The sequence below is a fragment of the Bacillus cereus group sp. BceL062 genome (assembly GCF_051780025.1).
GTDB lineage: Bacteria > Bacillota > Bacilli > Bacillales > Bacillaceae_G > Bacillus_A > Bacillus_A toyonensis.
Genome location: NZ_JBPWGY010000006.1, coordinates 198,224 through 218,869 on the forward strand (window position 1 = coordinate 198,224; position 20,646 = coordinate 218,869).

The following is a 20,646-nucleotide window of genomic DNA, read 5'->3' on the forward strand; positions in this document are numbered from 1 at the left end:
TCGGGGTTTCGATTTTCAAAGATAGTTTAAGTATTTTACTTTTACTTTCTTTGAAAATATAACTCTGAAAAGGGCCTTTTTGCGTTATTTGGAGAACATTACATTGTGAAAGGATGAAGATTAAGAGATTGTTTTTATTGGTAGGCATTTTTGCTATGATGGTTGTTTTTTATAACACCTTTATAAAAGATGAACATCCAACAAATGCTTTAATTCCAATCAAAGTAGAAGATTTGAAAAAAATTCAATACGATTGTTTGAAGTTGAATTATCACAAAATGTGATTAATGACCTAGGAGGGAAATTCAAATTAATATTTGATGATATTGATAAGAACGGCCACTTAACCATTTATCAAAATAAAAAAGAACTAGAAATGTTTTTAGGAAATCATGTAACTAGTGCAGAATTAGCTAATGAATTTACATAAGACGATATTAGTACAAATAAGAATTACAGCCTTTTCCGAACGAGAAAGCCCATCGCCTTTAGGCATGGGATGAAAGTGAGGTTGGATACGAAGTGCTACTAAATAACCGAAAGATTTGTGGCACTTTAGTTATCCAAAGTGTGTGTATCCATTATTTTTGATCTTTCACGTTGCTGTTTTATAATCAAACTGATACAGCGTAAGCATGATAAATGATTATAGAAAAACCAAAACAACCGTTTCATTAATTAACTACTATTTTGTGTTTTGCCCACGATACAGAAGAAAGATTTTTCTTAACGCAAAAGTAGAAGAACGTTTCAAAGCATTGGTTCAAGAGCTTTGTAACGAAATAGATATTGTTATTAGTGCAATGGAATGTGACAAAGACCATGTTCACTTGTTCTTAAATGCACTACCAACACTTAGCCCTGCTGATATTATGGCGAAAATTAAAGGAGTGACGTCGAAGCGTTTAAGAGAAGAGTTTTCTCATCTCGCACATTTGCCAAGTCTGTGGACACGTTCCTATTTTATTTCTACTGCTGGGAATGTATCAAGTGAAACAATACAACATTATGTTAAAAGTCAAAAAACGAGGGGGTGAAACTTGTGACACAAACAATCACGGTTAAAGTTAAATTACTTCCAACAAAAGAACAAATTAGGCTATTGGAACAAAGTAGTTCCGATTATATTAAACTCATTAATACACTGGTATCTGAAATGGTTGAAGCGAAGAAAAGCACGAAGAAAAGTACAAAGGATATTGAAGCCAATCTTCCAAGTGCGGTTAAAAATCAAGCGATTAAAGATGCGAAAAGTGTATTTTCTACAAAAGTGAAAAAGAGTAAATATAAAATTGTTCCAATTCTAAAAAGACCTGTTTCCGTGTGGAATAACCAAAACTATTCATTTAACTTCACGCACATTTCAATGCCCTTTATGGTAAATGGAAGTTCAACTGGGTTACAGATCCGTGCTTTATTAACCGACAAATACAATCGCAATTTTGAATTATTGAAACACAAGTTAGGTACAATTCGTATCACAAAGAAATCTGCTAAATGGATCGCTCAAATATCTGTCACAATCCCTACAAACGAAAAAACGGGGACAAAGATTTTAGGAGTGGACTTAGGTCTCAAAGTTCCTGCAGTGGCCATCACAGACGATGATAAGGTTCGTTTCTTTGGAAACGGTAGACAAAACAAATATATGAAACGTAAGTTTCGTAGTATTCGCAAGAAGTTAGGAGAAGCTAAGAAATTGAATGCCCTTCGGCAACTTGAAGATAATGAACAAAGATGGATGCAAGACCAAGACCACAAAGTGAGTCGTAAAATCGTTGATTTCGCAACGAATAATAATATCTCTGTCATTCGATTAGAACAACTAACGAACATTAGACAGACGGCACGAACAAGCCGTAAAAACAAAAAAAATCTACACACTTGGTCATTCTGTCGTCTAGCGCAATTCATCGATTACAAAGCGAAATTAGTTGGTATAAAGACCGAATATGTGAATCCTTCTAATACAAGTCAAACATGTCCGAAGTGTTCTGAAAAGAACAAAGCACAAGATAGAAAATATAAGTGCCAATGTGGATTTGAGAAGCATCGTGATATCGTTGGGGCGATGAACATTCGCTACGCAACTGTGGTTGATGGTAATAGTCAACCAGCCTAAGAACCTATATGGTCTGTCTTAGGAGGGGTGATGGCACACCCTCATCTTGAAGGCTGTTCAAAACAGAAATGAACTGCGAACGGTTAGTCATTCAAGAATCCCATCCGTTACACCGTAAGGGGTAGGACTTGCGGCTTTAGCCATGGGAGTGTCAAAAAGTTACTTATGAAAGTAAACCAAGTCAATTTAATGATGAAAAACCAAGAACTGTTAAAAAAATAAAAAAGGATTGTTTTTGATAAAACAAAACGACTTAATTCTGGAATTTAAATATGTACCAGAAATAGATGGATTTCGAATTTCTGAGATTACATATTTAAAATAAAAAATTATTGGGAGGGAGTTATTATGTTATTACAAATTAGAACGGTTATTGCTGATGTATTAAGAATAGATGAAGAAGTGAATGGCTTTTTGAAGTATTGTACTAATTACGGAAAAATAGTTAAAAAAATAACGCCCAGCGGGTTTATGGAACGTGAACAAGGCCAACCGCTTTTTGTTATGGTAGTAGAATATGAAGAAAAAAAATGACTGCGGTTATGAAAAAGACTAGGATTCTTTCCTTGTCTTTTTTATTTTCTAAGAAGTGTGGATATATCCACTATGAAAATTATAATTATGAAAATGTAGAGGGAAAATAGGTAGCATTTGAGATGTTAGAATTCTATATTCATCAAAATTGTATTGTAATCTACTTTATAATTGAAGGCAAATTTTAAAAAATAAATAATAAACAGGCTTTCGAATTATTAGAAAGTGTAAAGGTATCAAATAATTTGATTTGTTAACTTGAGAAAGTTAAATAAAAGAATAAAATTTCTGAATTAAAAGATAAAATGAACTTCATTGTGATATAATTTAGTTGCATTTTTTTCTCTTTCTTTTTTATATCACTAACTACTTATAACCTTTCGGGTTAATGAAATTACACAAAAAGGAACTTTATGTTGCTTTATTTTATTGTGTAAACACTTTATTATCCCAGAAGGTTATTTGTTTTTGCCTGAAAGGGGTGATGCTATGTCATAAGAACTAATTATTAAATAGAAACTGCTGCTGCAATGTCAAAAGTTTTTCGAAAAGGGGTGCATATTATGTTGGTTACAGTAATTGTGTCAGTTGTGGCTGGTATGGTCTCAGGATTGGCTAGTCATTACATCACAAACAAAAAGTTTTTGTTGCCTCGTAAGAGCAAACTTGCATTTCACCCGGGTTTCTTGGGAGAGATGTTTGTGGGCAGTATTGCTTCACTCGTTGGTGTTGCAATGTTTAACCCTGAAACAATGATGGATATTCTTAAGGTGAGTATTCTTGCTGGGATTTCAGGACAAGCTTTCCTGCTGCACAATCGCTTGGCAACGGAACAAGTGAAAACCGACGAGATTCAGTCAATTTCAAAGAAATTGACCGAACTCGAAAAAAAGAATAAGGAATAAAAGAGGAGTAATCTGTTATAAATAGAAATAGAGAGATGAGGAGATTTGGTTATGTAATGGCCAAATAAACAGAGTTGAGTTGAGGTGAGCCCCATGTCTCGAAAGGAAGTTTTTGATTATTTGAATAATCAAGAAAAGAAAGATTTAGCAGAATGGACAGAAGAGCTTAAGAATGCTCAATCTACGAAAGCAGTTAAACTTTATTCAAGTAAGATAAAGGAACTGCTAGAAAAGATTGAACAGCGAATGATTAGTTCAGGAGAGGAAGCAGCGACGGTTAGCTTCTAATTGAATAGCAATATAGAAAGAAGCTGGTCGAGAATTTATCCACCAGCTTCTTTTTTTATCGGGCAACATTGTTTTAGTATTATCTATTGAAAAAAGTTTTTATTTAAAGGATATATCAAAAGATTAGCTGAATAGCAGTTGATGCTAGCCTAAGATGATTTTTTAACCTCGCTATATTAATAATATATTTATAAATTTTTAATAAAAAATACAACAATATTATGTAAAACATGTATACACCATACAATCCAAAATGGTGGGAATTTTGTATGTCCATTTTCATATTTTCTTGTATAAGTCCAATAAGAGTATGCAAATACAAAACCCATAATGCAAGCATATAATATATAAATATAGCTAAAATCGTGGCTCAATCCAAATAGAATAGCTGAAATAAAGATAATCGATTTGTTGTATTTTTCCATACCAGGGATCAGTTTTAAAATCCAAAATATAAACATTTGGTATAGAGCTGTTTCTAATAAAGGTGCAATGACTATGCCATCCACTATTTGAATCCATATATATTCATCTTCAATGGGGTTTTTTTGTAATCCTCCTGGTAGAAAACTGGTGGGGAGTGGTAACAAGAAAGATGCAAAAGTCATGAACAGAATAAACCATTGTGTTTTTAAATGATAAAAATAATGTTGTGTCTTCTGAATCATTGATATATTCTCCTATACTGCCGTGTCTTATTTACGGTTTATAAATAGGTGTACTTCTAATCTAGTAATAATTTAGGTATATAAAAAGACACTATATATAGTGTCTTTTTATACGTTGACCTATTCTGAAAGAAAATGTAGTGATTAATAATAGTTTGTTGGATACTTCTTGGTTGATATTAGTATACCATTATCATCAGTTATTTTAAATATAATTATTCATATATATGATTTTTTATTATATTATGGTTAGAGTCATGTTTTTTCTTCTTATATGTAGTGCATAATTTGAGATTGTATAATGTCTTTCCATAAATCCTCCCTCATTGAAGTAAAAGGAACATCTATACTAGAAAGCAAAAAATAAAAAGGAATATTTTAATAATGGTACCAGATTTTATAGTAAAATAGGTCTCATGGTATGAATGTACAATTTAGATATTTGCCCAATGAACCATATGCTTTTAGAACTGAGAAAGACCTTAAAACAAATAAGTTATATATTTTAATGCGGTAATGTTCCAAGCAGTATAGATGGGAACGTCAAGAACTTAAATGATTTAAGATTCACACTATATAAAAGTTGAAGTATACGACTAAGGAAAGAGGACTTTGCAGTGTACTGCACATTCAAGAATTAATTCTTTCGTAGGGAGTGCTTATATGAAAAGTATGAAAAATGTAATATTGCTAGTAGTATGTTTCATATTTCTAAGTGGTTGTAATTCCAAAAATGAAGCTGAGGTACAAAGTTATATAAAAGAAAAACATGGAATCGATGTTGATATAACAGAATGGGGCTCAATAAACGAGAATAATTTTGGTAACACTTACCATACTGTGCAAGAAAAAGATAACAAATATCTAAAATTCCGAGTAAAAGTGCAAGGTTTCCTCTATTCATCTATAGTGGGTGACGAATACAAATATGGGAAAAAAACATATGAGGAATATAAGAAATTCCAACCAACTCTAGAAGAAATAAAAAAATTAGGGTACGTGGAAACTGAAGAGGAAAATGCTCTTAAATATTTGTTGGATAATGAAAATCCAGAAGAAGGAAGCCCGACAGATGAATTGCTATTAACTTTGAAAATGAGCAACGAGATTGACTTTAGCCAATTGGATTCCGTAGAATTAGATCGTTTATATGCTCTATTTCAACTCATTCAGAAGAATAATAAAAAGATAACAGAACTAGAGATTAAGGATCAAAATGGTAAATCCTTAGGTGGACCTTTTAAAAATGTACAAAATATAATAACAAAAGAAGAACTGTTATTAACAATGAAAACTACGATGTCAGATACCATAAACAAATATTGGGAAGGTTGGATTAGAACGCACACGAAAGTAGTAGAAAGATTATATGAATTGCAGAACGATCGATTTGCAATTAAAGGTATTACTTATATAAGTTCGGATCATGAGGGACTTCGAAAATATATAGTGATTTTAAAATTTAATAGCGACGGTATATTTGAAAACAATCCTCCTTTAATTGAGGATTTAATCAAAGTAACCAAAATACTTAAAGAAGAACTGTATAATAAAAATTATGCCATAGATTTAACCAATAAGACTGGAACATTATATACAGCTTGGTTATCATCAAAAGAAATTAAAGAAGCGAATAACATTGAAGATCTTGTAAAAGAGGGGTTTCCTACGAATTAAATGTAAAGTCCTATTCAGGTTTGTTATTTGATCTGAAAGCATGATATATCGAATTCTTAATCTATACCCATCAACTTTAGAATTTTATAACACCTCAGGCTGAAAATCTCGTGTGTTTTTGATAGAAAACGGCTTGTTTTTCGCTTTGGGGTGTTTGCTTTTCTTAGGCTGATGGTGATGTAGTGTTATCCTACGCCAATTTTCATGATACTCCTTTTAGAGTAATTATCAATTTTTAAACTGATGTATATAGGAGATCACTCCATATACATCAGTTTAAAAACATAAAACACTTTATTTATCAAGTTAATTTAATTTGCATCCGCATAGGAGGGAATGGGGATTCTAAACACTTATTTGAATATTAATCACTTCAATCGTATTCCTTCGAATGCATTTATTACCAAGTCATGCACATAGGATTCATCCAACTTTTCACCTGTTACTAGCAACCGATAAAAAATTGGTCCGTAGATGAGATCGATGCTTAAGTCAACATCGAGGTTTTCTTTTAATTCACCTCGTTTAATTCCCTTCTCCAGAAGTTGCTTTGCTTGCAGGCGACGTGGTTGGAAATAGCGAGCACGATATTCCTCTGCCAGTTTCGAATCAAATTGCCCTTCGCCAACTAACTCAGTAATAATAGTGCCTTCTCGACTTATTAAAAAAATGGCTAAACTTGTGGCGTGAGTTAAGATATCAGTCAATGCTGAACCTGTATCAGGTACAGGCAATCTGGCAGCAGCAGCAGAAAGAAAACCATCCATTACCACAGCAGCCTTATTTGGCCACCATTTATAAATCGTAGCTTTGCTAACTTTAGCACGGTCTGCAATTTTATCAACTGTGACTGCTTTAAAGCCACTTTCCAGTAATAACTCATAGGATGCAGAAAGGATAGCCTTTTGGGTTTCGATATTACGTGGTCGACCTCTTTTACCTTGCACATTAATCATTCCTTTCAAGAACATAAACTATACGTTTAGTATACTTAATATGAACGGATAATAAAATAGCCTATTTACAAAACTGAACGTTTAGTATATATTTTAGCTAATTAATAAACTGAACGTTTAGTTTATTAATTAGCTAGCAACTTATAATGGTAAGGTCTTTAAACAGGTTTCCAAATCCACAAAGTGAATTACTAAAAAAATTTAGAAAAGGGGAATAAAAAAGTGGGGAAATTGGATCTTTTGAAAGAAGAACAGAAAGTAGTTCAGGCTCAATTTAGAATAATGGTAGTGCTGTAGTTCTTGCCAAGGCGATTCAGTAATTTTGAAATAAAAGTATGGGAGGAAATAGATATGTCTAATTTTAAAAATAAAGCAATCAATAAGGAGATTTCATCGGGTTTAATCATTCTTCTAGCAACTGCATGTGGTATTATTGTGGCTAATCTTTATTATGCTCAGCCTTTAATTGGGGTAATTAGTCATGTAATTGGGCTTTCTAATAGTAGCACTGGATTAATTGTAACACTAACTCAGATTGGATATGTTGTTGGCTTACTATTTCTTGTACCTTTAGGGGATATTGTTGAGAATAGAAAATTGATAATTATATTGTTAATTCTAAGTGCAGTTGCTCTCACTGCCACAGTTTTTGTAAAGAGCGCAATCTTGTTGTTAGTAGCTTCATTCTTTATCGGATTGGGATCGGTTGCAGCGCAAGTGCTCGTACCTTTTGTATCATACCTTTCATCGGAAGATGCACGCGGTCGTGTAGTTGGTAATGTCATGAGTGGCCTGTTATTAGGTATTATGCTTGCGCGTCCGATATCTAGTCTAGTAGCTGATATCTGGGGATGGAATGCAATATTTGCTTTATCTGCTACTGTAATCATTGTTTTGGCGTTTGTATTATCGAAAGTACTCCCTACTAGGAAACCAACGGAAAAAACAAATTATACTGCTTTACTTAGTTCAATGTGGCAACTGCTACGAACTACTCCAATTTTACGCCGTCGCGCAATTTATCATGCTTGTGTATTTGGGGCTTTCAGCTTATTCTGGACCACTGTTCCATTATTATTGTCTAGTCCTGCTTTTCATTTTTCTCAGACTGCCATAGCATTATATGCACTTGTCGGAATTACAGGTGCAATAGCCGCTCCAATAGGTGGTCGTCTAGCTGATTTTGGCTGGACACGATCCGCCACTGGGATAGCTCTCACTGTTGTTATTATTTCTTTATTACTACCACTTATTATTCAAGGTAGTTCGCCTATCGGAATAGCTGTTTTAGTAATTGCTGCAATTTTGTTGGACATGGGAGTATCTGCAAACCTTGTGCTTAGTCAACGTTTAATTTTCTCATTGGATCCAGAAATTCGTAGTCGACTAAACGGGCTATTTATGGCTATTTTCTTTTTAGGAGGTGCTGTTGGTTCCTCTCTTGGAGGATGGGCATATGCCTTAGGTGGTTGGAGCCTAACATTATGGATAGGAATCGCTTTTCCGATCATAGCCCTTCTTTATTTTTCTACAGAGAAATAGTTTTATAATCGAATTTTAGCAGTCCGCATTCGTTTGAATGCTTATTCATTGGTATATCCCAGTTTTATAGATTAATGGCGGTTATTTTGAAATTTGTATCATTTCTATTTTTGTTTTCAGTTCTTTTAACTTTTGTCGCATTTTCCATTGTCTTGATGATCTATCATCCATTTTTAACATTCCTTATACAATTATTTAAGAATGAGTATAGCATATAAGGGCAGTCTGTATGAAAATGAACTATTTAAATATAAATTAAACAAAAACGTTAATTAAAAAAAGACCTCTTACGGAGAGATAAGAGGTCATCAAAAAATGTTGTATTTGAAACACGCGATGTTTCATAAAGATATTTTAACGTAAATTTATATATTATGTATAATAAATATAAAATTTTATGAAAAGAATAAAATTTTATAAATCCGTATTTAAATGAAGAATCCCTAGACTTAGGGGGCTAGGGATTCTCGATTTGGTATATCTCACACGATATTATAAAAAGAATAGAACGTACTGAAGATAACATATGAATGTTTCGTAAATGTATCAAAAAAGTGAACAAAAGCGTAATTTGAATAAAAAATGACAGCTGAAATGTTAAGGTCGTATCAGCTGTCACTAAAATAGATATTGAGTTTTATTATTAGGTTTTTTAATTGGTATTTTTGCTCTTATTTTTAGAGGAAATTGTACCAAAGATTGCTCCAGACATTGCACCGATTAAAGTCATAAAGATCGCACTCCAGGCTGCAAATGACATAATTACACCTCCTAGTAATAAATTGTTGTAACTAAATAAAGTTATTGTTTCTTAGCCCTTTTAACAGAAATGATGATTGCAACAATTATTAAGAAAATAAGAGGAGCCCAAGAAAAGAAAGACATTTAGTACTCTCCCTTCAATATTAGCTTTGTACATTCTTATAAAACAATTATCTCATGTTCGTAAATCAAATATACAGAATATGTAATATTGCATATCGAATTGTAGATTGAGAAGAAGTGACTATGATAATTGAATAAAAAAGAGCTCTTACTACTAAGTAAGAGCTCCTTAAACAGAGAAAAAGTCGTTTGTGATTCTATATGAGAACCACAATAACGTTTTAACTCCCTAATGTATAGTTGTTTATATGTGTTGACTGTAGTAGAACTAAAAAAATGCTATTTTACTTGAAGGCTAACAACTATCATCACGAGATTAAGAGTTACTATTTACACAATGATTACATCGAATTAGTTAAGTAATTCTATATACGAACGACAGATAATACTATCATTGTTTTGTGTTTAAGTGAGTTCCCTGAAGTGTTTGCGGTATATGAGGGATTCACTGAAGCGCAGATCAAGAAGATATACAGAGGAAAATTACAATAAAAGAGCAGTTAGCAAAAGCTAACTGCTCGGCTGGTTCTCCAAAAGGGGGAAAGGAGAAAGGTTAAGGACTTCATTAAATGAGTTATGGCCATCGCCTATCTATATTATTGACGAAATATTAAATTTTATTCTAGGGAACCCAAAAAAAGCACCTTTAAAAAGTGCTCTTTAAGGGAAAAGTGAGATACTGAAAAATAAATTAGGGTTTTTTGCTTCGAGATAATATATGACCATCTCATCATAATGTGACGATGAATCACAAAAGAGCAGCTAGCAAAAGCTAACTGCTCATCTCCAAGGGGGAAAGGAGAAAAATCTAATGTCATCTACATTGTTGACGGAATATTGAGTTTTATTCAGGGGATTTACTAATTATGTAGGTTACGTGAGAAGCCCTATTAACATCCAAGCTGCCCCGATTAGAATTAAAGTTTCGAATGTAATCCAAAATATTCTCTTCTCTGGTTTTTGAAATTCTTTAATTACAGAAAATACGGCACTTATTCCTACAAGGGTGAAAAGAACAATGCGGATTGTATCAGTCATTTGCATCACCACCTAAGATTTGAATAGTTTAATTATATATTAATTACCATTTTGTAGAAAGTTAATAAAATAATCCTTTTAATAGAAAGCGAGGACTAATAATAGGACTAGGAAACAGAGGAATGCATTTTGAGAAGCTTATCAATCTAGCGAATGAAATGTATCAAAGAGGTGGAGTGGCACTTATAAACAAGCGCCCAACTCCTGTGAAGGTATTAAAAAGCTCAGGGAGTCGTGTACTAAATGATTTCTATGAAGCTAAAAGTACAGTAGATTATGACGGTGTGTATAAAGGACGAGCTATTGCATTTGAAGCAAAGTCTACAGAGAGCACAACACGATTTAATTTAAAGAATATTGCGCAGCACCAGTTGGACTGCTTAGAGAAAGCAGAAAAGATGGGAGCGATTTGTTTCTTCCTAATTGAGTTTAGTAAGGATAGGTCAGTGTTTGCGGTACCCCTACTTAGAAAAAACAAATTACAAGAACAAATGTTACGAACTTTTCGAAATATAATAAAAAGATACAAACCCCTTTTCATTTTTTTATATTATATATTGAAAAATAATAATGAAAGGGTGGTTAAAATACCTCCAAAACCTCCAAAACCAAATAATAAAGAAGTACAAGTGAATAATTCTGCTAGTGATATAGCTAATTTTCCTAACATAACTCAAAGTGAGACAAGCCTAGCCCATTTTAAAGATTTCATTCTCTATGGATTTAATGATTCAAATGATGAATTTACGAGAAATAGTTTCTCTGGATTTGCTTTTTCAAAAGATTTAGGTAAGACCTGGACAGATGGCGGTTCAATACCGACAAATCCCGGGGGAGTCAACAACGGAGATCCTGTAATAGCTGTAGATAAAAAAGGAATATTTTATTATGGTCAGATTGGACAAGAAGTTGTCGGAGGCACTCAACAAGACGTAATTAGTGTATCAACTGGAGTGATTAATCCGAACAAAACGATTACAATGAATCCGCCGCAAGTCGTCGGGAGAGGACAAAACCCTCAAAATGGTAACTTCTCTCAAGATAAAGAGTGGATTACAGTAGGAACTGATAGAACTAGACCAGGACAAGAGGCACTGTATATCGTTTGGAAAGATTTCACTACTAATCTAGGACGAATTCGTTTCTCAAAATATACAACCGGTGTTAATTTAAATCCTTTGATTACCGATATAGATATCATTTCTCCTCCAAATGCTAATACATTTGTAGAAGGAGAATACGTGATAGTAGACATGCAAGGGGTTATTTATGTATTTTATGCAGTAATACCAAACAACAATCTACTATTAAAGCAGGCCAATAGGACAATTCGAATGAGAAAATCAACTGACGGTGGACAAACTTTTCCAGTGAATACGGACGTAGCAGTTTCTACAACACCTTTCGCTGCTGCAGCGAACCATGTTGTTCCATGTGAACCCGGGTTTAACCGTACAGTTATTTTTGTAGATGCTCAAAGGGATATTAGGAATAATGAATTTCCTCAAGCTTCCATTGGACCTGATGGCACTATTTATGCTGTATGGAATGGTGGTACAGTTAATGGGGATATTAATATCTTTTTGGCATTCAGCAGAAATCAAGGGGCACTTGGTCACAACCAGTGAATATCACGCAGGGTCTGCCATTTGCATTTTTCCCTTCAGTAGCTGCCAATGTTAAAGGAGCGCATACTCAATATAATCGTTTTAATGATCCAGCGGGAGTTGGTGGAATTGGCAACGGAACATTCGGGATATTTAAGAAAACATTCTCTGTTACTAGAGGTTTAAATCCAGAATCAGTAATAAGTAACCCATCTTCTCCAGTAACTATTACTAGACCACCTCAAGATCCTGGTGTTGGTCCTTGTTATATGGCTGACTATAATCAAGTCATTACAGGTCCTCGAGAATCTCTGCTTCATGCCTGGAGTGATAATCGTAATACGTTGAACGGGCTGAATAATCCAAATGTATTCTTTAGAAAAACCGAGTCAAAGCCATAACCTAGCAAATTCCTCTAATAAACCTCATTCTAGTAATTCCTCAACCTAATCCCAATTATTTAATGAGCCATCACCAGCATTTTGGAAAAAACCACGCTAAGAGTTTTTAAATCATTTTAATCTTATTTTAAATAGTGTTGCATTAAATGTTCTTGGCGTTGTTAAAATTACTTGTTTTTATGTCGAAATGTGCTTAACGTGGTTTTTTCCTTTTTGCGGTCTGTATCCAAAAAAGAAAAGGCGCCCAGATAAGGGTGCCTTTTCTAATAGTTTTTTTAGCAGAAACAAGCAGCTCCAACGATGATTAATAATATAAACAATACAACTAATAAAGCAAATCCTCCAGCAAAGCCACAGCCTCCGCCGCAACTACCACCAAATCCCATAATAGTTCCTCCTTTAAATCGGAGGGTAAAACAAGGGTTCACTCATGTATTTTAACGGATTCAATTTACTGTATGTTTTTACGCATGAATTGAGCAGGTCCTTTTGAAAATAAAGAAAAGACACCCAAAGGTGCATTCCTCTGACTTGAACCATCTTAATTTTAATAATATGTATTGGACTCGCATCCGAATATTATTTTACCACGTTAAGTAATGTTGGCCATTGTGAAAAAATAAAGGCACTCTTTCGAGTATCTTTTTACTATTCTACTTTTAACTTAATTTCTTCACCTGTTATACCGCCACTAGCTTTTAAGAAAGGTCCTGCAGCATCTTTTGGTATATCAAATACAATTTTACCTGTCTGTGTTAGACCAGGATTCAATTGTTTTAAGAAGAAGTCAGTTTTACCACCATTAGCTAAGTCAAAAGATGTTTGACCTTGTACTGAAGATGTGAATTCACGACCTTTGTTATCTACCAATTTAAAGCTGTTAGTATCAACAGTGATAGCGTCTTTTTGATTATTAGTAAGTATAACTTCTAAAATCTTAAAGACACCTTGTGCTTGTTCTTTTGAGTATTCATTACCCACAGAATCTACTGTTTCCATAGATCCTACAGAGATTTTTACATCAGAAGATACCCCTTCTTTTGATACCGCTTTAGTGTTTGTTGAAGTCTTTTCTGTTAAATCTCCGCCAACAGCGATCATAGCAATTATTCCGATTACAAATAAAGCTATAATGCCTAGGCATCCAAATTTAAATATTTTTCCCACGTATCTCTTATTCATAAAGAAAAGACACCCTAAGGTGCCTTTTCCAATAGTTTTTTAGCAGAAGCAACTGCATCCGATAATGATTAATAAAATAAATAATACAACTAATAAAGCAAATCCTCCAGCGAAACCGCAGCCTTCGCCGCAACTACCACCATATCCCATAACAATAGTGCCTCCTTTAAATCAGAGGGGAAAACTAGGGGTCATTTCATGTAATTTAATGGGTTCACATTACCTTATGTATTTAAGAATGAATTGAGCAAGTCTTCTTGAAAATAAAAAAAAGACGCTATAAAGCGTCCCCATAATTGGGTAAATAAGAAGTAAGGTTTCTAAGATAACTGAAAAAAATAGAACAGGTGGTTAGAGTTTATCACATTCTTTTGCTGAGTGATCATGCATTATTACATATCTTAATAAATTCCTCTATTTTCCATTTGATAAAATGAATTACCAATATTAATAAGATTTAAATAAATATTTCTACAAATTCAAAATATTTACAAAAATTGAAAAAGTGATATATTTAAGGTGCAAGTTATAAAAATATTTGAGGGGGAATTTTTATGTTCAAGAAATTAGTAGTTGGAACATTAGCAACTGGTATTATGCTATCTGGTGCAGGTGGAGCGATGGCTGCAACACCTAATACTGATAGTGCAAAGACAGAAAAGATTACTATGGCAGCAGATAAGAAAAATATTAAATTAACAGGGTACCTATCAAGAAATTCTATACCGAGCACAACTGTACTATATGGAATCACGTGGTACTTGAAAGACGCATGGCAAGAAAGGGATGGTACATGGACAGGTTATTTTGAAGGATGGTATTAATTAATAAAATCTATTTATTATAAAAAGCCTCTTATAAAGGGGCTTTTTTATTTGTGTAAAATCATAAAGAAAAGACACCCTAAGGTGCCTTCCTCCGACTTGAACCACTTTAATTTTAATAATATGTATTGGACTCCCATCCAAAGATAATTCTAACATGTTTTCATATAAATGAAAGTGGATTCTTTAACTTACTTAATTACTTTGTCCATAACTTCTTTATATTTGTTAAATTGGGCATCTTCCATATCACCATTCATTTGTATAAGGAAGTTATCTTTTGCGTAAGTATGAGAGAATAGCATTTGATTACCATTACCTAAATCGTCATAGTATTTCTTAGCTTTTTCAAGATCTTCTTTGTTTTTAAACTCAAATATTCTACCACCACTATCTTCACCTAATGCTGGAACAAGAATGCGCTTTGCTTCTTTTCTAGTATTTCCAAATTCTTTTTCTGGTAGGTCACTAGGATTGTCAGCTTCTAATCCTGCAGCTTTAAATTCTTCAATTACCTTACCAACCGTGACATTACTTGTCATTGATTTAACGCTGTCACAAGCGGATAAACCAAATAATAATAGAGCTCCAATAAGTAATACTGCTAATCTTTTAAACATAGTTGTTCATTCCTCCTAATGTAAATAAATCCATAAATATAATAACAAATTATTTATCTTTATATTGTCATATATTGTCGAACGGAAATAAAAAAGAGAGCTGGAGCCTTCAAGAAGGTATGGAAACAATTATGAGCTTCAACGGCCAACTTGAAATTCAATACCACAATTCATTTTTGGGAAGTGTATTTGAGAACCTTTTATTTTTGGATTATAAGAGTGCTCTCACATTTACGACAAGCAATCTTCTCTTCCTCAAAAATGAATAAATTCTCAGCATCACATTTTGGGCATATCACTGCAAATGGTGTTTTTATATTTTTATAGCATAGGAAAGAAATGACTGCAAGGACTAGAGCAGGTATAACAAGCAACATAATTAAGAATAGGCCTGCAAAAACGCCTGTAATTATGGAAAGTGGTTTCATTAGTTTTCTACCCACGGAGTTTACTTGATTATCCTTCTTACGAAAAGCAGTAACAATGTAAGTTTTGGTTTCTTTTACCTGCTCAAATGCTCTTACCGTATTGTAATCTTGTTCATTCATAGTGGGATAGGAAGTGTTTTGCCCTTGAAACCCTCGTTGTATATAATAGTTGTTTGACTCAGCTATTCGTGGTGTATACGAGATTCCAGTTCCAGGTATATAAGTTGTTGTTCTTGATTCAGGTGGAAGGGCGCTGCCTCCCGTACCTGTGTATGTAAAGTTAATTTTCACACCCGGGGAAACTTGGATAATTCTACGAAACTTATAACCCATAATATTGTATCCTCTCCATCTAATTAATATAATTATTTACTAATTATAACAAATTTTTAACTTAACATTAATATATTAAGTTAAAATAAATTAATAAAAAAGAGTAATATTGAAGTTTACTAATTTAAGGCGTTTTAGGAGTCTTTTTTTATAAAGAAAAGACACCCTAAGGTGCCTTCCTCTGACTTGAACCAATTTAATTTTAATAATATGTATTGGACTCCCATCCAAATATTATTTTACAAGGTTAAAAGATATACGTCTTAGATATAATCACATTGTGTAAAGACTATAGTTCAGTGAAGGCTATGCGACAGCCAAAGTATTGGCCAACTCTATGGAGTATAAACGAGAAAATTCTTAGTCTTCTCCTAGTCACCGAACGTAAAGCGCGTAGCTAATAAGAGCTAAAAAATTACATGATGAAGTGGCTTGGAGAAGGTTGAGAGTGCTCAGCCTTGAACTAATAGTTAATTTTTTATTTATTTTCTCACATCCTATTTAGGATTTCTATTTCAAATGTATAATTAATTTATTCTAATAAAAGGATATTTATGACTCTTATCGAATAAATTAATTTGGAGGGGATTAGGAGATGGATAAATATATTTTTGATGAATTATTAAATTGGGAAAAAAAATTAATAGAAAAGTATAAAGCGATTGTAAAGGTGGAAAGAGAAAGAGAACTTGAATCCTTTACTCTGATGAAAAAAATTGAAATTCTAAAAAAAGTGAGTGAAAAGTTTGAAGGGGAAAGGAAAAAACTTTTCGTAAGAGCAGAAATCAATCCGCTTCAAGACAGAGAGAGACAATTAGACCAAGAAATTAAAAGTACAAAAGGGATTTATTATGAGAATAAGGAGGAAATCGAAATTACCCTTGAATACTTAAGAAAAGAAATTGATAATGATGATGAGAGTCAGCAACTTATTACGGATGATAAAGAGGTATTTTTAAAATGAAACTAGAAAGGCATCCCAAACGGGTGCTTTTTCCTTTGTTATATAGAAATTACACATTAAACTAGTGAACATTCTAATAAGACAAGCATATGATGAATTCGTGGGACGAGTTATCATATGAGGTGAAACTTGGAGCGCCATACTTATTTGTTTAAGGGTACCTAATGATGGGTACTCTTTTTATTTTGAACAAAATGGACATTTGGGTTAAATGAGTATATAAATAGGAAGAATCTAATTATTGGATGCATATTTTACTCTAAGAGGTACAAATTCGATGCGACGTGAAAAGGATTTGTTGAAACAGTGGAAGACGGATTTGCAAGCTGTTCAAGAAGAGAAGAGGCTGAAGAAGAAGGCTAAGAAAAAGAATAAGAATAAGAAATATAGCATTCCTGGTAATACAGCTGACTTCATGAATGGAAAGAATACTTATCGTAAAGAGAATGGGGTATGGAAGCAAAGAAATAAATGACGTGAGGATAAATAAGTTGATTAAGTGTATAGGAATTATTGTAGGCGCCACCGTGATTTGGGTGGCGTCTTGTTTGTTGTTAAGGAAAGCTAACAAAATAAACGAACACAACGAACGAAAATAAATGAATGTCCTGCTTAACTATCTAAAAGTTAGTTTGAAATGAAATGTATAAAACACTTATAACTTTTAGACAGTATCAAGTGGATGATTTTATGGGAGTGGTGGGACACGTACGAGTTAGTACAAGAGAACAAGACCTAGGATTGCAAAGTGAAAAACTAGAAACATAAGGTTGTACAAAAATATTCACTGAAAAGCAGAGTGGGGCGAAAAGTCATCGTTAAGAATTAAAGAAAGTGTTAGAATATTTGCGTTCAGGTGATAAATTGGTTGTGTACAAGGTAGATCGATAGCACGTTCTACATTTGATTTGCAAAGAATTGTAAAAGAATTAAAGGAATGAGATATATAAGTTGTATTTATAAAGGATCAACTCGACTTTTCTACACCTTCTGGAAAGCTCGTGTTTACAATGCTAAGTGCTATTGCTGAATTTGAAAAAAACTGGATTAATGAAAGAACAACAGAGGGCCGAGGAAGATTGTAGGCGCAAGGGAACAATATGGGGCGTGGTCAAGATGAAAAACACGTAAAACAGGCTATGAACTTATTTTTCAACAGATTAGTAAATAGTTTGGGTGTCAATAATACCTCAAAGATGACAGGTGTCCCACGCACTACTATTTATGCTAAGGCTAAAGAATTAAAGTAGCGAATCCACTTCTTTTTTATTTTGTAAAGAGGCAACTCCGACACTTTATATCCTTTTATATTAATATAAAGAAAAAGGAGATATATGAATGCTTGTATTGGGTTTTATGCTAATCGGTTTAAGTATTTTGATTGTTTGCCTAACTATAATTGATGGAGTCAGAAAAGCAAAAGAAAATGGTCGTGGAATTAAAGATTTTATAATTATAGTGCTGGTACGCATTGTAGATATAATTAGTGATTTATGGGGTTTTCGATTTCTCTTCATATTAATAGGGGTTATATGTATCGGATTTGGTGTGGCTATTTTAACAGTAGAATTGTATTAAGGGATAAGCGAAGAGCATCTAATTAGGATGTTTTTTATTTTGCATAGAAAAAAGGAATCCCGAAAGATCCCTTTTTCTAATTATGATATATCGTAATCGCATATAAGTAAAGACATTTAGTATTATATAACAATGAAATAATATAAACAATAAATATTTTAGGATTTACAATAAGGAGGAGTTATAACGATTGTCTTCTTAAAATATTGAAAATAGACGATTACACTTGTGAGGCATATCAGTACAACCTGTTATTTATTGCACCATGAGTATAGGCACGTTATAATAGTCCCTAATTACATATAAAGAGGTGCAGAAAATGAATAAAACAGAATTAATAAAAGTAGTAGCAGATAAAGCAGAACTTACACAAAAGGATGCTGCTACAGCGACACAAGCTGTATTAGACGCAATAACAAATACTCTTGCAAATGAAGAGAAAGTACAGATTCTTGGATTTGGTACATTTGAGGTACGTGAAAGATCTGCACGAACAGGGCGTAACCCACAAACAGGTGAAGAAATGCAAATTGCTGCTTCTAAGGCGCCTGCATTTAAAGCTGGAAAAGAATTAAAAGAGGCAGTGAAATAATTATATATAGTGAAAAAGGATCTGATATTCATATCGGATCCTTTTTATTTGTGATAGGGCAAGTTTCCTCTTAAAGATAAAAATTTGCATATCTTATTTATGTAATTTATGATATGGTTTCATATGTTAATAAATTACAACACTTTTAAAAAGAAGTATACATTATGATAGATGCTACTTCTTTATAGGAAAAGTCTCAAGGTTAAAAAACGATTTTCGTAGATGAAATGATTGCGAAACAAAAAAGAAAGAGTTGGAAGAAAAGAAACAACAATCACGAAACAAAGGGGTAAATTACAATGAAGCGTAAATTATTAGCAGTTGCACTGCCAGTAATGTTGATGAGTGGTGTAGGTTGTGCAAGTAAGGACGTAGCGGAAGAGAAAAAAGAGGATAGTGTAAAAGTAGCAGACTATAAGGAAACAGAGAAGGAGAAGGAAAAAGATAAAGATAAAAGAACAAATAATGACTCTTCAGCAAGTGATAGCGAGTCTGGAACAACAAATAAGGACCCAATAGCTACTATAATTAAAGACGTAGATAAAATACACGAAGAAAAAGACAAGTTAGAGAAACAAAAAGAAGCGGAAACAAAGAAGGAAGAAACAAGTAAAAAGGAAGTTCAGGTAGAGAAGAAAGAAGAAGTAAATAAAGAGAAAGACAAGGTGTCTGACGCTACGAAACCTAATAGTATGAAAGAGTATCAAGAAAAAGTAGAAATACAGGCTAATAAATTCATAGCTGCGGTAAAAGCTACGAAACCAATAGTTGAAAAAGATGAAACTCTACGAACAAATAAAGACGAATTAAAAGCACAGTTTAATATAGTGAAAGGAGAGGCAGAGAAGTTAGTAGGCCTTAAACCGCCTGAAAAGTACAGTTATTTTAAAATTGAATTTATAGATGCTAATAAGACATTTCTACGGGCATTAGGCGACTTGTTTGCAGCTCTAGACGAAGGAGATGTAGAAAAGGGCGACACGGCTTTAAATGGTGTATTATATGGTTTCGAGCAGTTTGGCATGACAATAAATGGCATAAGAGACATAGAAGAATAAAGTTTGTCTTAGATTGAATAATATAGTTGTGAGAAGTGAAAACAAAAAACCTTGATACAGCTGGTATCAAGGTTTTTTCTCTTAGTAAGGAGACATATATTGATCGCGTTCCCATTGGTATACTTGCGTGCGGAAAATATCCCACTCAATTTCTTTTGCTTCGATGAATTGCTCAAGTAAATGGTCTCCTAGTACACCGCATACGACTTCATTCGATTGTAATGTAGCGAATGCTTGCGCTAATGTTACTGGTAAGTCAATGATACCCGCTTCTTCACGCTCTTCTTATGTCATTACATAGATGCTGCGGTCTACTGTAGCTGGGTCAACACTACGTATTTCTATGCGTGTACTAATGATGATACATTTGAGGCTATGCCTACAGAAGAAGAAAAGAATCCAAAGCAAGGCGTAGCACGTGCGGGAACAGTTACCTCATCTTGG

At 33.4% G+C, this 20,646-nt stretch carries 25 protein-coding genes and 4 pseudogenes; 19 read left to right on the forward strand and 10 right to left on the reverse strand.

Features of this window, described 5'->3' with window-relative positions; all coding sequences use genetic code 11:
• Positions 1-635: 635 nt before the first annotated feature.
• The 6 genes and pseudogenes from tnpA (at position 636) to ACS2MN_RS16130 (ending at position 3,849) form a co-directional block, all read left to right on the forward strand.
• A complete protein-coding gene (gene tnpA, locus ACS2MN_RS16105) occupies positions 636-1,037 on the forward strand; it encodes an IS200/IS605 family transposase (RefSeq protein WP_098805683.1) in 402 nt (133 codons plus the stop codon).
• Positions 1,038-1,042: 5 nt separating this feature from the next.
• The gene (locus ACS2MN_RS16110) at positions 1,043-2,122 is read left to right on the forward strand and encodes an RNA-guided endonuclease InsQ/TnpB family protein (protein WP_098805682.1); all 1,080 of its coding nucleotides are present in this window, start codon (positions 1,043-1,045) and stop codon (positions 2,120-2,122) included.
• 155 nt (positions 2,123-2,277) lie between these two features.
• A pseudogene (locus tag ACS2MN_RS16115) lies at positions 2,278-2,447 on the forward strand (peptide ABC transporter ATP-binding protein); the annotation flags it as partial.
• Between the two features lie 23 nt (positions 2,448-2,470).
• A complete protein-coding gene (locus ACS2MN_RS16120) occupies positions 2,471-2,656 on the forward strand; it encodes a hypothetical protein (protein ID WP_098805681.1) in 186 nt (61 codons plus the stop codon).
• A 563-nt stretch (positions 2,657-3,219) separates the two neighbouring features.
• The gene (locus ACS2MN_RS16125) at positions 3,220-3,561 is read left to right on the forward strand and encodes a DUF4257 domain-containing protein (RefSeq protein ID WP_000961795.1); all 342 of its coding nucleotides are present in this window, start codon (positions 3,220-3,222) and stop codon (positions 3,559-3,561) included.
• A gap of 93 nt (positions 3,562-3,654) precedes the next feature.
• Positions 3,655-3,849, forward strand: coding sequence for a hypothetical protein (locus ACS2MN_RS16130; protein ID WP_000087406.1), 195 nt, complete (start codon positions 3,655-3,657; stop codon positions 3,847-3,849).
• A 188-nt stretch (positions 3,850-4,037) separates the two neighbouring features.
• Here the strand turns inward: ACS2MN_RS16130 and ACS2MN_RS16135 are convergent, their stop codons facing one another.
• On the reverse strand, positions 4,038-4,517 hold the full coding sequence (locus ACS2MN_RS16135) for a CPBP family intramembrane glutamic endopeptidase (protein WP_098805680.1): 480 nt from the start codon (positions 4,515-4,517) through the stop codon (positions 4,038-4,040).
• 663 nt (positions 4,518-5,180) lie between these two features.
• Here ACS2MN_RS16135 and ACS2MN_RS16140 point away from each other — a divergent pair.
• Positions 5,181-6,194, forward strand: a complete 1,014-nt coding sequence (locus tag ACS2MN_RS16140) for a hypothetical protein (RefSeq protein ID WP_098805679.1) — start codon at positions 5,181-5,183, stop codon at positions 6,192-6,194.
• Positions 6,195-6,562: 368 nt separating this feature from the next.
• Here the strand turns inward: ACS2MN_RS16140 and ACS2MN_RS16145 are convergent, their stop codons facing one another.
• Positions 6,563-7,150, reverse strand: a complete 588-nt coding sequence (locus ACS2MN_RS16145; RefSeq protein WP_346994705.1) for a TetR/AcrR family transcriptional regulator — start codon at positions 7,148-7,150, stop codon at positions 6,563-6,565.
• Between the two features lie 351 nt (positions 7,151-7,501).
• On the opposite strand from ACS2MN_RS16145, the gene ACS2MN_RS16150 reads away from it, so the two are divergent.
• Positions 7,502-8,692, forward strand: coding sequence for an MFS transporter (locus ACS2MN_RS16150; RefSeq protein WP_098805677.1), 1,191 nt, complete (start codon positions 7,502-7,504; stop codon positions 8,690-8,692).
• 652 nt (positions 8,693-9,344) lie between these two features.
• Here the strand turns inward: ACS2MN_RS16150 and ACS2MN_RS16155 are convergent.
• A pseudogene (locus tag ACS2MN_RS16155) lies at positions 9,345-9,534 on the reverse strand (hypothetical protein).
• A 319-nt stretch (positions 9,535-9,853) separates the two neighbouring features.
• Here ACS2MN_RS16155 and ACS2MN_RS16160 point away from each other — a divergent pair.
• Positions 9,854-10,069: pseudogene (locus ACS2MN_RS16160) on the forward strand (hypothetical protein).
• A 381-nt stretch (positions 10,070-10,450) separates the two neighbouring features.
• Here ACS2MN_RS16160 and ACS2MN_RS16165 read toward each other — a convergent pair.
• Entirely contained in the window at positions 10,451-10,615 is a 165-nt protein-coding gene (locus ACS2MN_RS16165; RefSeq protein WP_000132661.1) for a hypothetical protein, read from the reverse strand.
• A 101-nt stretch (positions 10,616-10,716) separates the two neighbouring features.
• Between ACS2MN_RS16165 and ACS2MN_RS16170 the strand changes: the two genes are divergently transcribed.
• Complete coding sequence (locus ACS2MN_RS16170) at positions 10,717-12,243, forward strand: Holliday junction resolvase RecU (RefSeq protein ID WP_346994706.1); 1,527 nt, start codon at positions 10,717-10,719, stop codon at positions 12,241-12,243.
• Complete coding sequence (locus ACS2MN_RS16175; protein WP_232353606.1) at positions 12,240-12,623, forward strand: hypothetical protein; 384 nt, start codon at positions 12,240-12,242, stop codon at positions 12,621-12,623. Before ACS2MN_RS16170 ends, ACS2MN_RS16175 begins: the two co-directional genes overlap by 4 nt.
• Before the next feature lie 275 nt (positions 12,624-12,898).
• Here the strand turns inward: ACS2MN_RS16175 and ACS2MN_RS16180 are convergent, their stop codons facing one another.
• From ACS2MN_RS16180 to ACS2MN_RS16190, 3 genes are all read right to left on the reverse strand, one after another.
• On the reverse strand, positions 12,899-13,009 hold the full coding sequence (locus ACS2MN_RS16180) for a YjcZ family sporulation protein (RefSeq protein WP_000505679.1): 111 nt from the start codon (positions 13,007-13,009) through the stop codon (positions 12,899-12,901).
• A 262-nt stretch (positions 13,010-13,271) separates the two neighbouring features.
• On the reverse strand, positions 13,272-13,790 hold the full coding sequence (locus ACS2MN_RS16185; protein WP_346994707.1) for a DUF4352 domain-containing protein: 519 nt from the start codon (positions 13,788-13,790) through the stop codon (positions 13,272-13,274).
• 54 nt (positions 13,791-13,844) lie between these two features.
• The gene (locus ACS2MN_RS16190) at positions 13,845-13,955 is read right to left on the reverse strand and encodes a YjcZ family sporulation protein (protein ID WP_000540371.1); all 111 of its coding nucleotides are present in this window, start codon (positions 13,953-13,955) and stop codon (positions 13,845-13,847) included.
• Positions 13,956-14,359: 404 nt separating this feature from the next.
• Here ACS2MN_RS16190 and ACS2MN_RS16195 point away from each other — a divergent pair, with 404 nt between their 5' ends.
• Positions 14,360-14,629, forward strand: coding sequence for a lysine 2,3-aminomutase (locus tag ACS2MN_RS16195; RefSeq protein ID WP_097957007.1), 270 nt, complete (start codon positions 14,360-14,362; stop codon positions 14,627-14,629).
• Positions 14,630-14,820: 191 nt separating this feature from the next.
• Here the strand turns inward: ACS2MN_RS16195 and ACS2MN_RS16200 are convergent, their stop codons facing one another.
• Positions 14,821-15,249, reverse strand: coding sequence for a stress protein (locus tag ACS2MN_RS16200; protein WP_098657611.1), 429 nt, complete (start codon positions 15,247-15,249; stop codon positions 14,821-14,823).
• Between the two features lie 200 nt (positions 15,250-15,449).
• Entirely contained in the window at positions 15,450-16,010 is a 561-nt protein-coding gene (locus tag ACS2MN_RS16205; protein WP_198130883.1) for a DUF4236 domain-containing protein, read from the reverse strand.
• Positions 16,011-16,605: 595 nt separating this feature from the next.
• Here ACS2MN_RS16205 and ACS2MN_RS16210 point away from each other — a divergent pair.
• The 7 genes from ACS2MN_RS16210 (at position 16,606) to ACS2MN_RS16240 (ending at position 20,202) form a co-directional block, all read left to right on the forward strand.
• Positions 16,606-16,974 carry a hypothetical protein gene (locus ACS2MN_RS16210; protein WP_098145912.1) on the forward strand — a complete coding sequence of 123 codons (369 nt, stop codon included), beginning with the start codon at positions 16,606-16,608 and terminating at the stop codon, positions 16,972-16,974.
• Positions 16,975-17,251: 277 nt separating this feature from the next.
• Positions 17,252-17,449, forward strand: coding sequence for a hypothetical protein (locus ACS2MN_RS16215; protein ID WP_098806276.1), 198 nt, complete (start codon positions 17,252-17,254; stop codon positions 17,447-17,449).
• Between the two features lie 526 nt (positions 17,450-17,975).
• A complete protein-coding gene (locus ACS2MN_RS16220; RefSeq protein ID WP_438894727.1) occupies positions 17,976-18,059 on the forward strand; it encodes a hypothetical protein in 84 nt (27 codons plus the stop codon).
• 15 nt (positions 18,060-18,074) lie between these two features.
• Entirely contained in the window at positions 18,075-18,224 is a 150-nt protein-coding gene (locus tag ACS2MN_RS16225) for a hypothetical protein (protein WP_429794612.1), read from the forward strand.
• Positions 18,225-18,312: 88 nt separating this feature from the next.
• A complete protein-coding gene (locus ACS2MN_RS16230) occupies positions 18,313-18,552 on the forward strand; it encodes a hypothetical protein (protein ID WP_098806274.1) in 240 nt (79 codons plus the stop codon).
• Positions 18,553-18,871: 319 nt separating this feature from the next.
• Positions 18,872-19,144, forward strand: a complete 273-nt coding sequence (locus tag ACS2MN_RS16235; protein ID WP_001043917.1) for an HU family DNA-binding protein — start codon at positions 18,872-18,874, stop codon at positions 19,142-19,144.
• A 299-nt stretch (positions 19,145-19,443) separates the two neighbouring features.
• A complete protein-coding gene (locus tag ACS2MN_RS16240) occupies positions 19,444-20,202 on the forward strand; it encodes a hypothetical protein (RefSeq protein WP_429794613.1) in 759 nt (252 codons plus the stop codon).
• A gap of 81 nt (positions 20,203-20,283) precedes the next feature.
• On the opposite strand, the pseudogene ACS2MN_RS16245 reads toward ACS2MN_RS16240, so the two are convergent.
• Positions 20,284-20,559, reverse strand: a pseudogene (locus tag ACS2MN_RS16245) (type I glutamate--ammonia ligase); the annotation flags it as partial.
• Between the last annotated feature and the right edge of the window lie 87 nt (positions 20,560-20,646).

Coding starts and splice junctions, on each gene's coding strand:
- tnpA (WP_098805683.1), top strand. CDS start 636: ATGATAAATGATTATAGAAAAACCAAAACAACCGTTTCATTAATTAAC.
- ACS2MN_RS16120 (WP_098805681.1), top strand. CDS start 2,471: ATGTTATTACAAATTAGAACGGTTATTGCTGATGTATTAAGAATAGAT.
- ACS2MN_RS16125 (WP_000961795.1), top strand. CDS start 3,220: ATGTTGGTTACAGTAATTGTGTCAGTTGTGGCTGGTATGGTCTCAGGA.
- ACS2MN_RS16130 (WP_000087406.1), top strand. CDS start 3,655: ATGTCTCGAAAGGAAGTTTTTGATTATTTGAATAATCAAGAAAAGAAA.
- ACS2MN_RS16135 (WP_098805680.1), bottom strand. CDS start 4,517: ATGATTCAGAAGACACAACATTATTTTTATCATTTAAAAACACAATGG.
- ACS2MN_RS16140 (WP_098805679.1), top strand. CDS start 5,181: ATGAAAAGTATGAAAAATGTAATATTGCTAGTAGTATGTTTCATATTT.
- ACS2MN_RS16145 (WP_346994705.1), bottom strand. CDS start 7,150: ATGATTAATGTGCAAGGTAAAAGAGGTCGACCACGTAATATCGAAACC.
- ACS2MN_RS16150 (WP_098805677.1), top strand. CDS start 7,502: ATGTCTAATTTTAAAAATAAAGCAATCAATAAGGAGATTTCATCGGGT.
- ACS2MN_RS16165 (WP_000132661.1), bottom strand. CDS start 10,615: ATGACTGATACAATCCGCATTGTTCTTTTCACCCTTGTAGGAATAAGT.
- ACS2MN_RS16180 (WP_000505679.1), bottom strand. CDS start 13,009: ATGGGATTTGGTGGTAGTTGCGGCGGAGGCTGTGGCTTTGCTGGAGGA.
- ACS2MN_RS16190 (WP_000540371.1), bottom strand. CDS start 13,955: ATGGGATATGGTGGTAGTTGCGGCGAAGGCTGCGGTTTCGCTGGAGGA.
- ACS2MN_RS16195 (WP_097957007.1), top strand. CDS start 14,360: ATGTTCAAGAAATTAGTAGTTGGAACATTAGCAACTGGTATTATGCTA.
- ACS2MN_RS16200 (WP_098657611.1), bottom strand. CDS start 15,249: ATGTTTAAAAGATTAGCAGTATTACTTATTGGAGCTCTATTATTATTT.
- ACS2MN_RS16205 (WP_198130883.1), bottom strand. CDS start 16,010: ATGGGTTATAAGTTTCGTAGAATTATCCAAGTTTCCCCGGGTGTGAAA.
- ACS2MN_RS16210 (WP_098145912.1), top strand. CDS start 16,606: ATGGATAAATATATTTTTGATGAATTATTAAATTGGGAAAAAAAATTA.
- ACS2MN_RS16215 (WP_098806276.1), top strand. CDS start 17,252: ATGCGACGTGAAAAGGATTTGTTGAAACAGTGGAAGACGGATTTGCAA.
- ACS2MN_RS16225 (WP_429794612.1), top strand. CDS start 18,075: ATGGGGCGTGGTCAAGATGAAAAACACGTAAAACAGGCTATGAACTTA.
- ACS2MN_RS16230 (WP_098806274.1), top strand. CDS start 18,313: ATGCTTGTATTGGGTTTTATGCTAATCGGTTTAAGTATTTTGATTGTT.
- ACS2MN_RS16235 (WP_001043917.1), top strand. CDS start 18,872: ATGAATAAAACAGAATTAATAAAAGTAGTAGCAGATAAAGCAGAACTT.
- ACS2MN_RS16240 (WP_429794613.1), top strand. CDS start 19,444: ATGAAGCGTAAATTATTAGCAGTTGCACTGCCAGTAATGTTGATGAGT.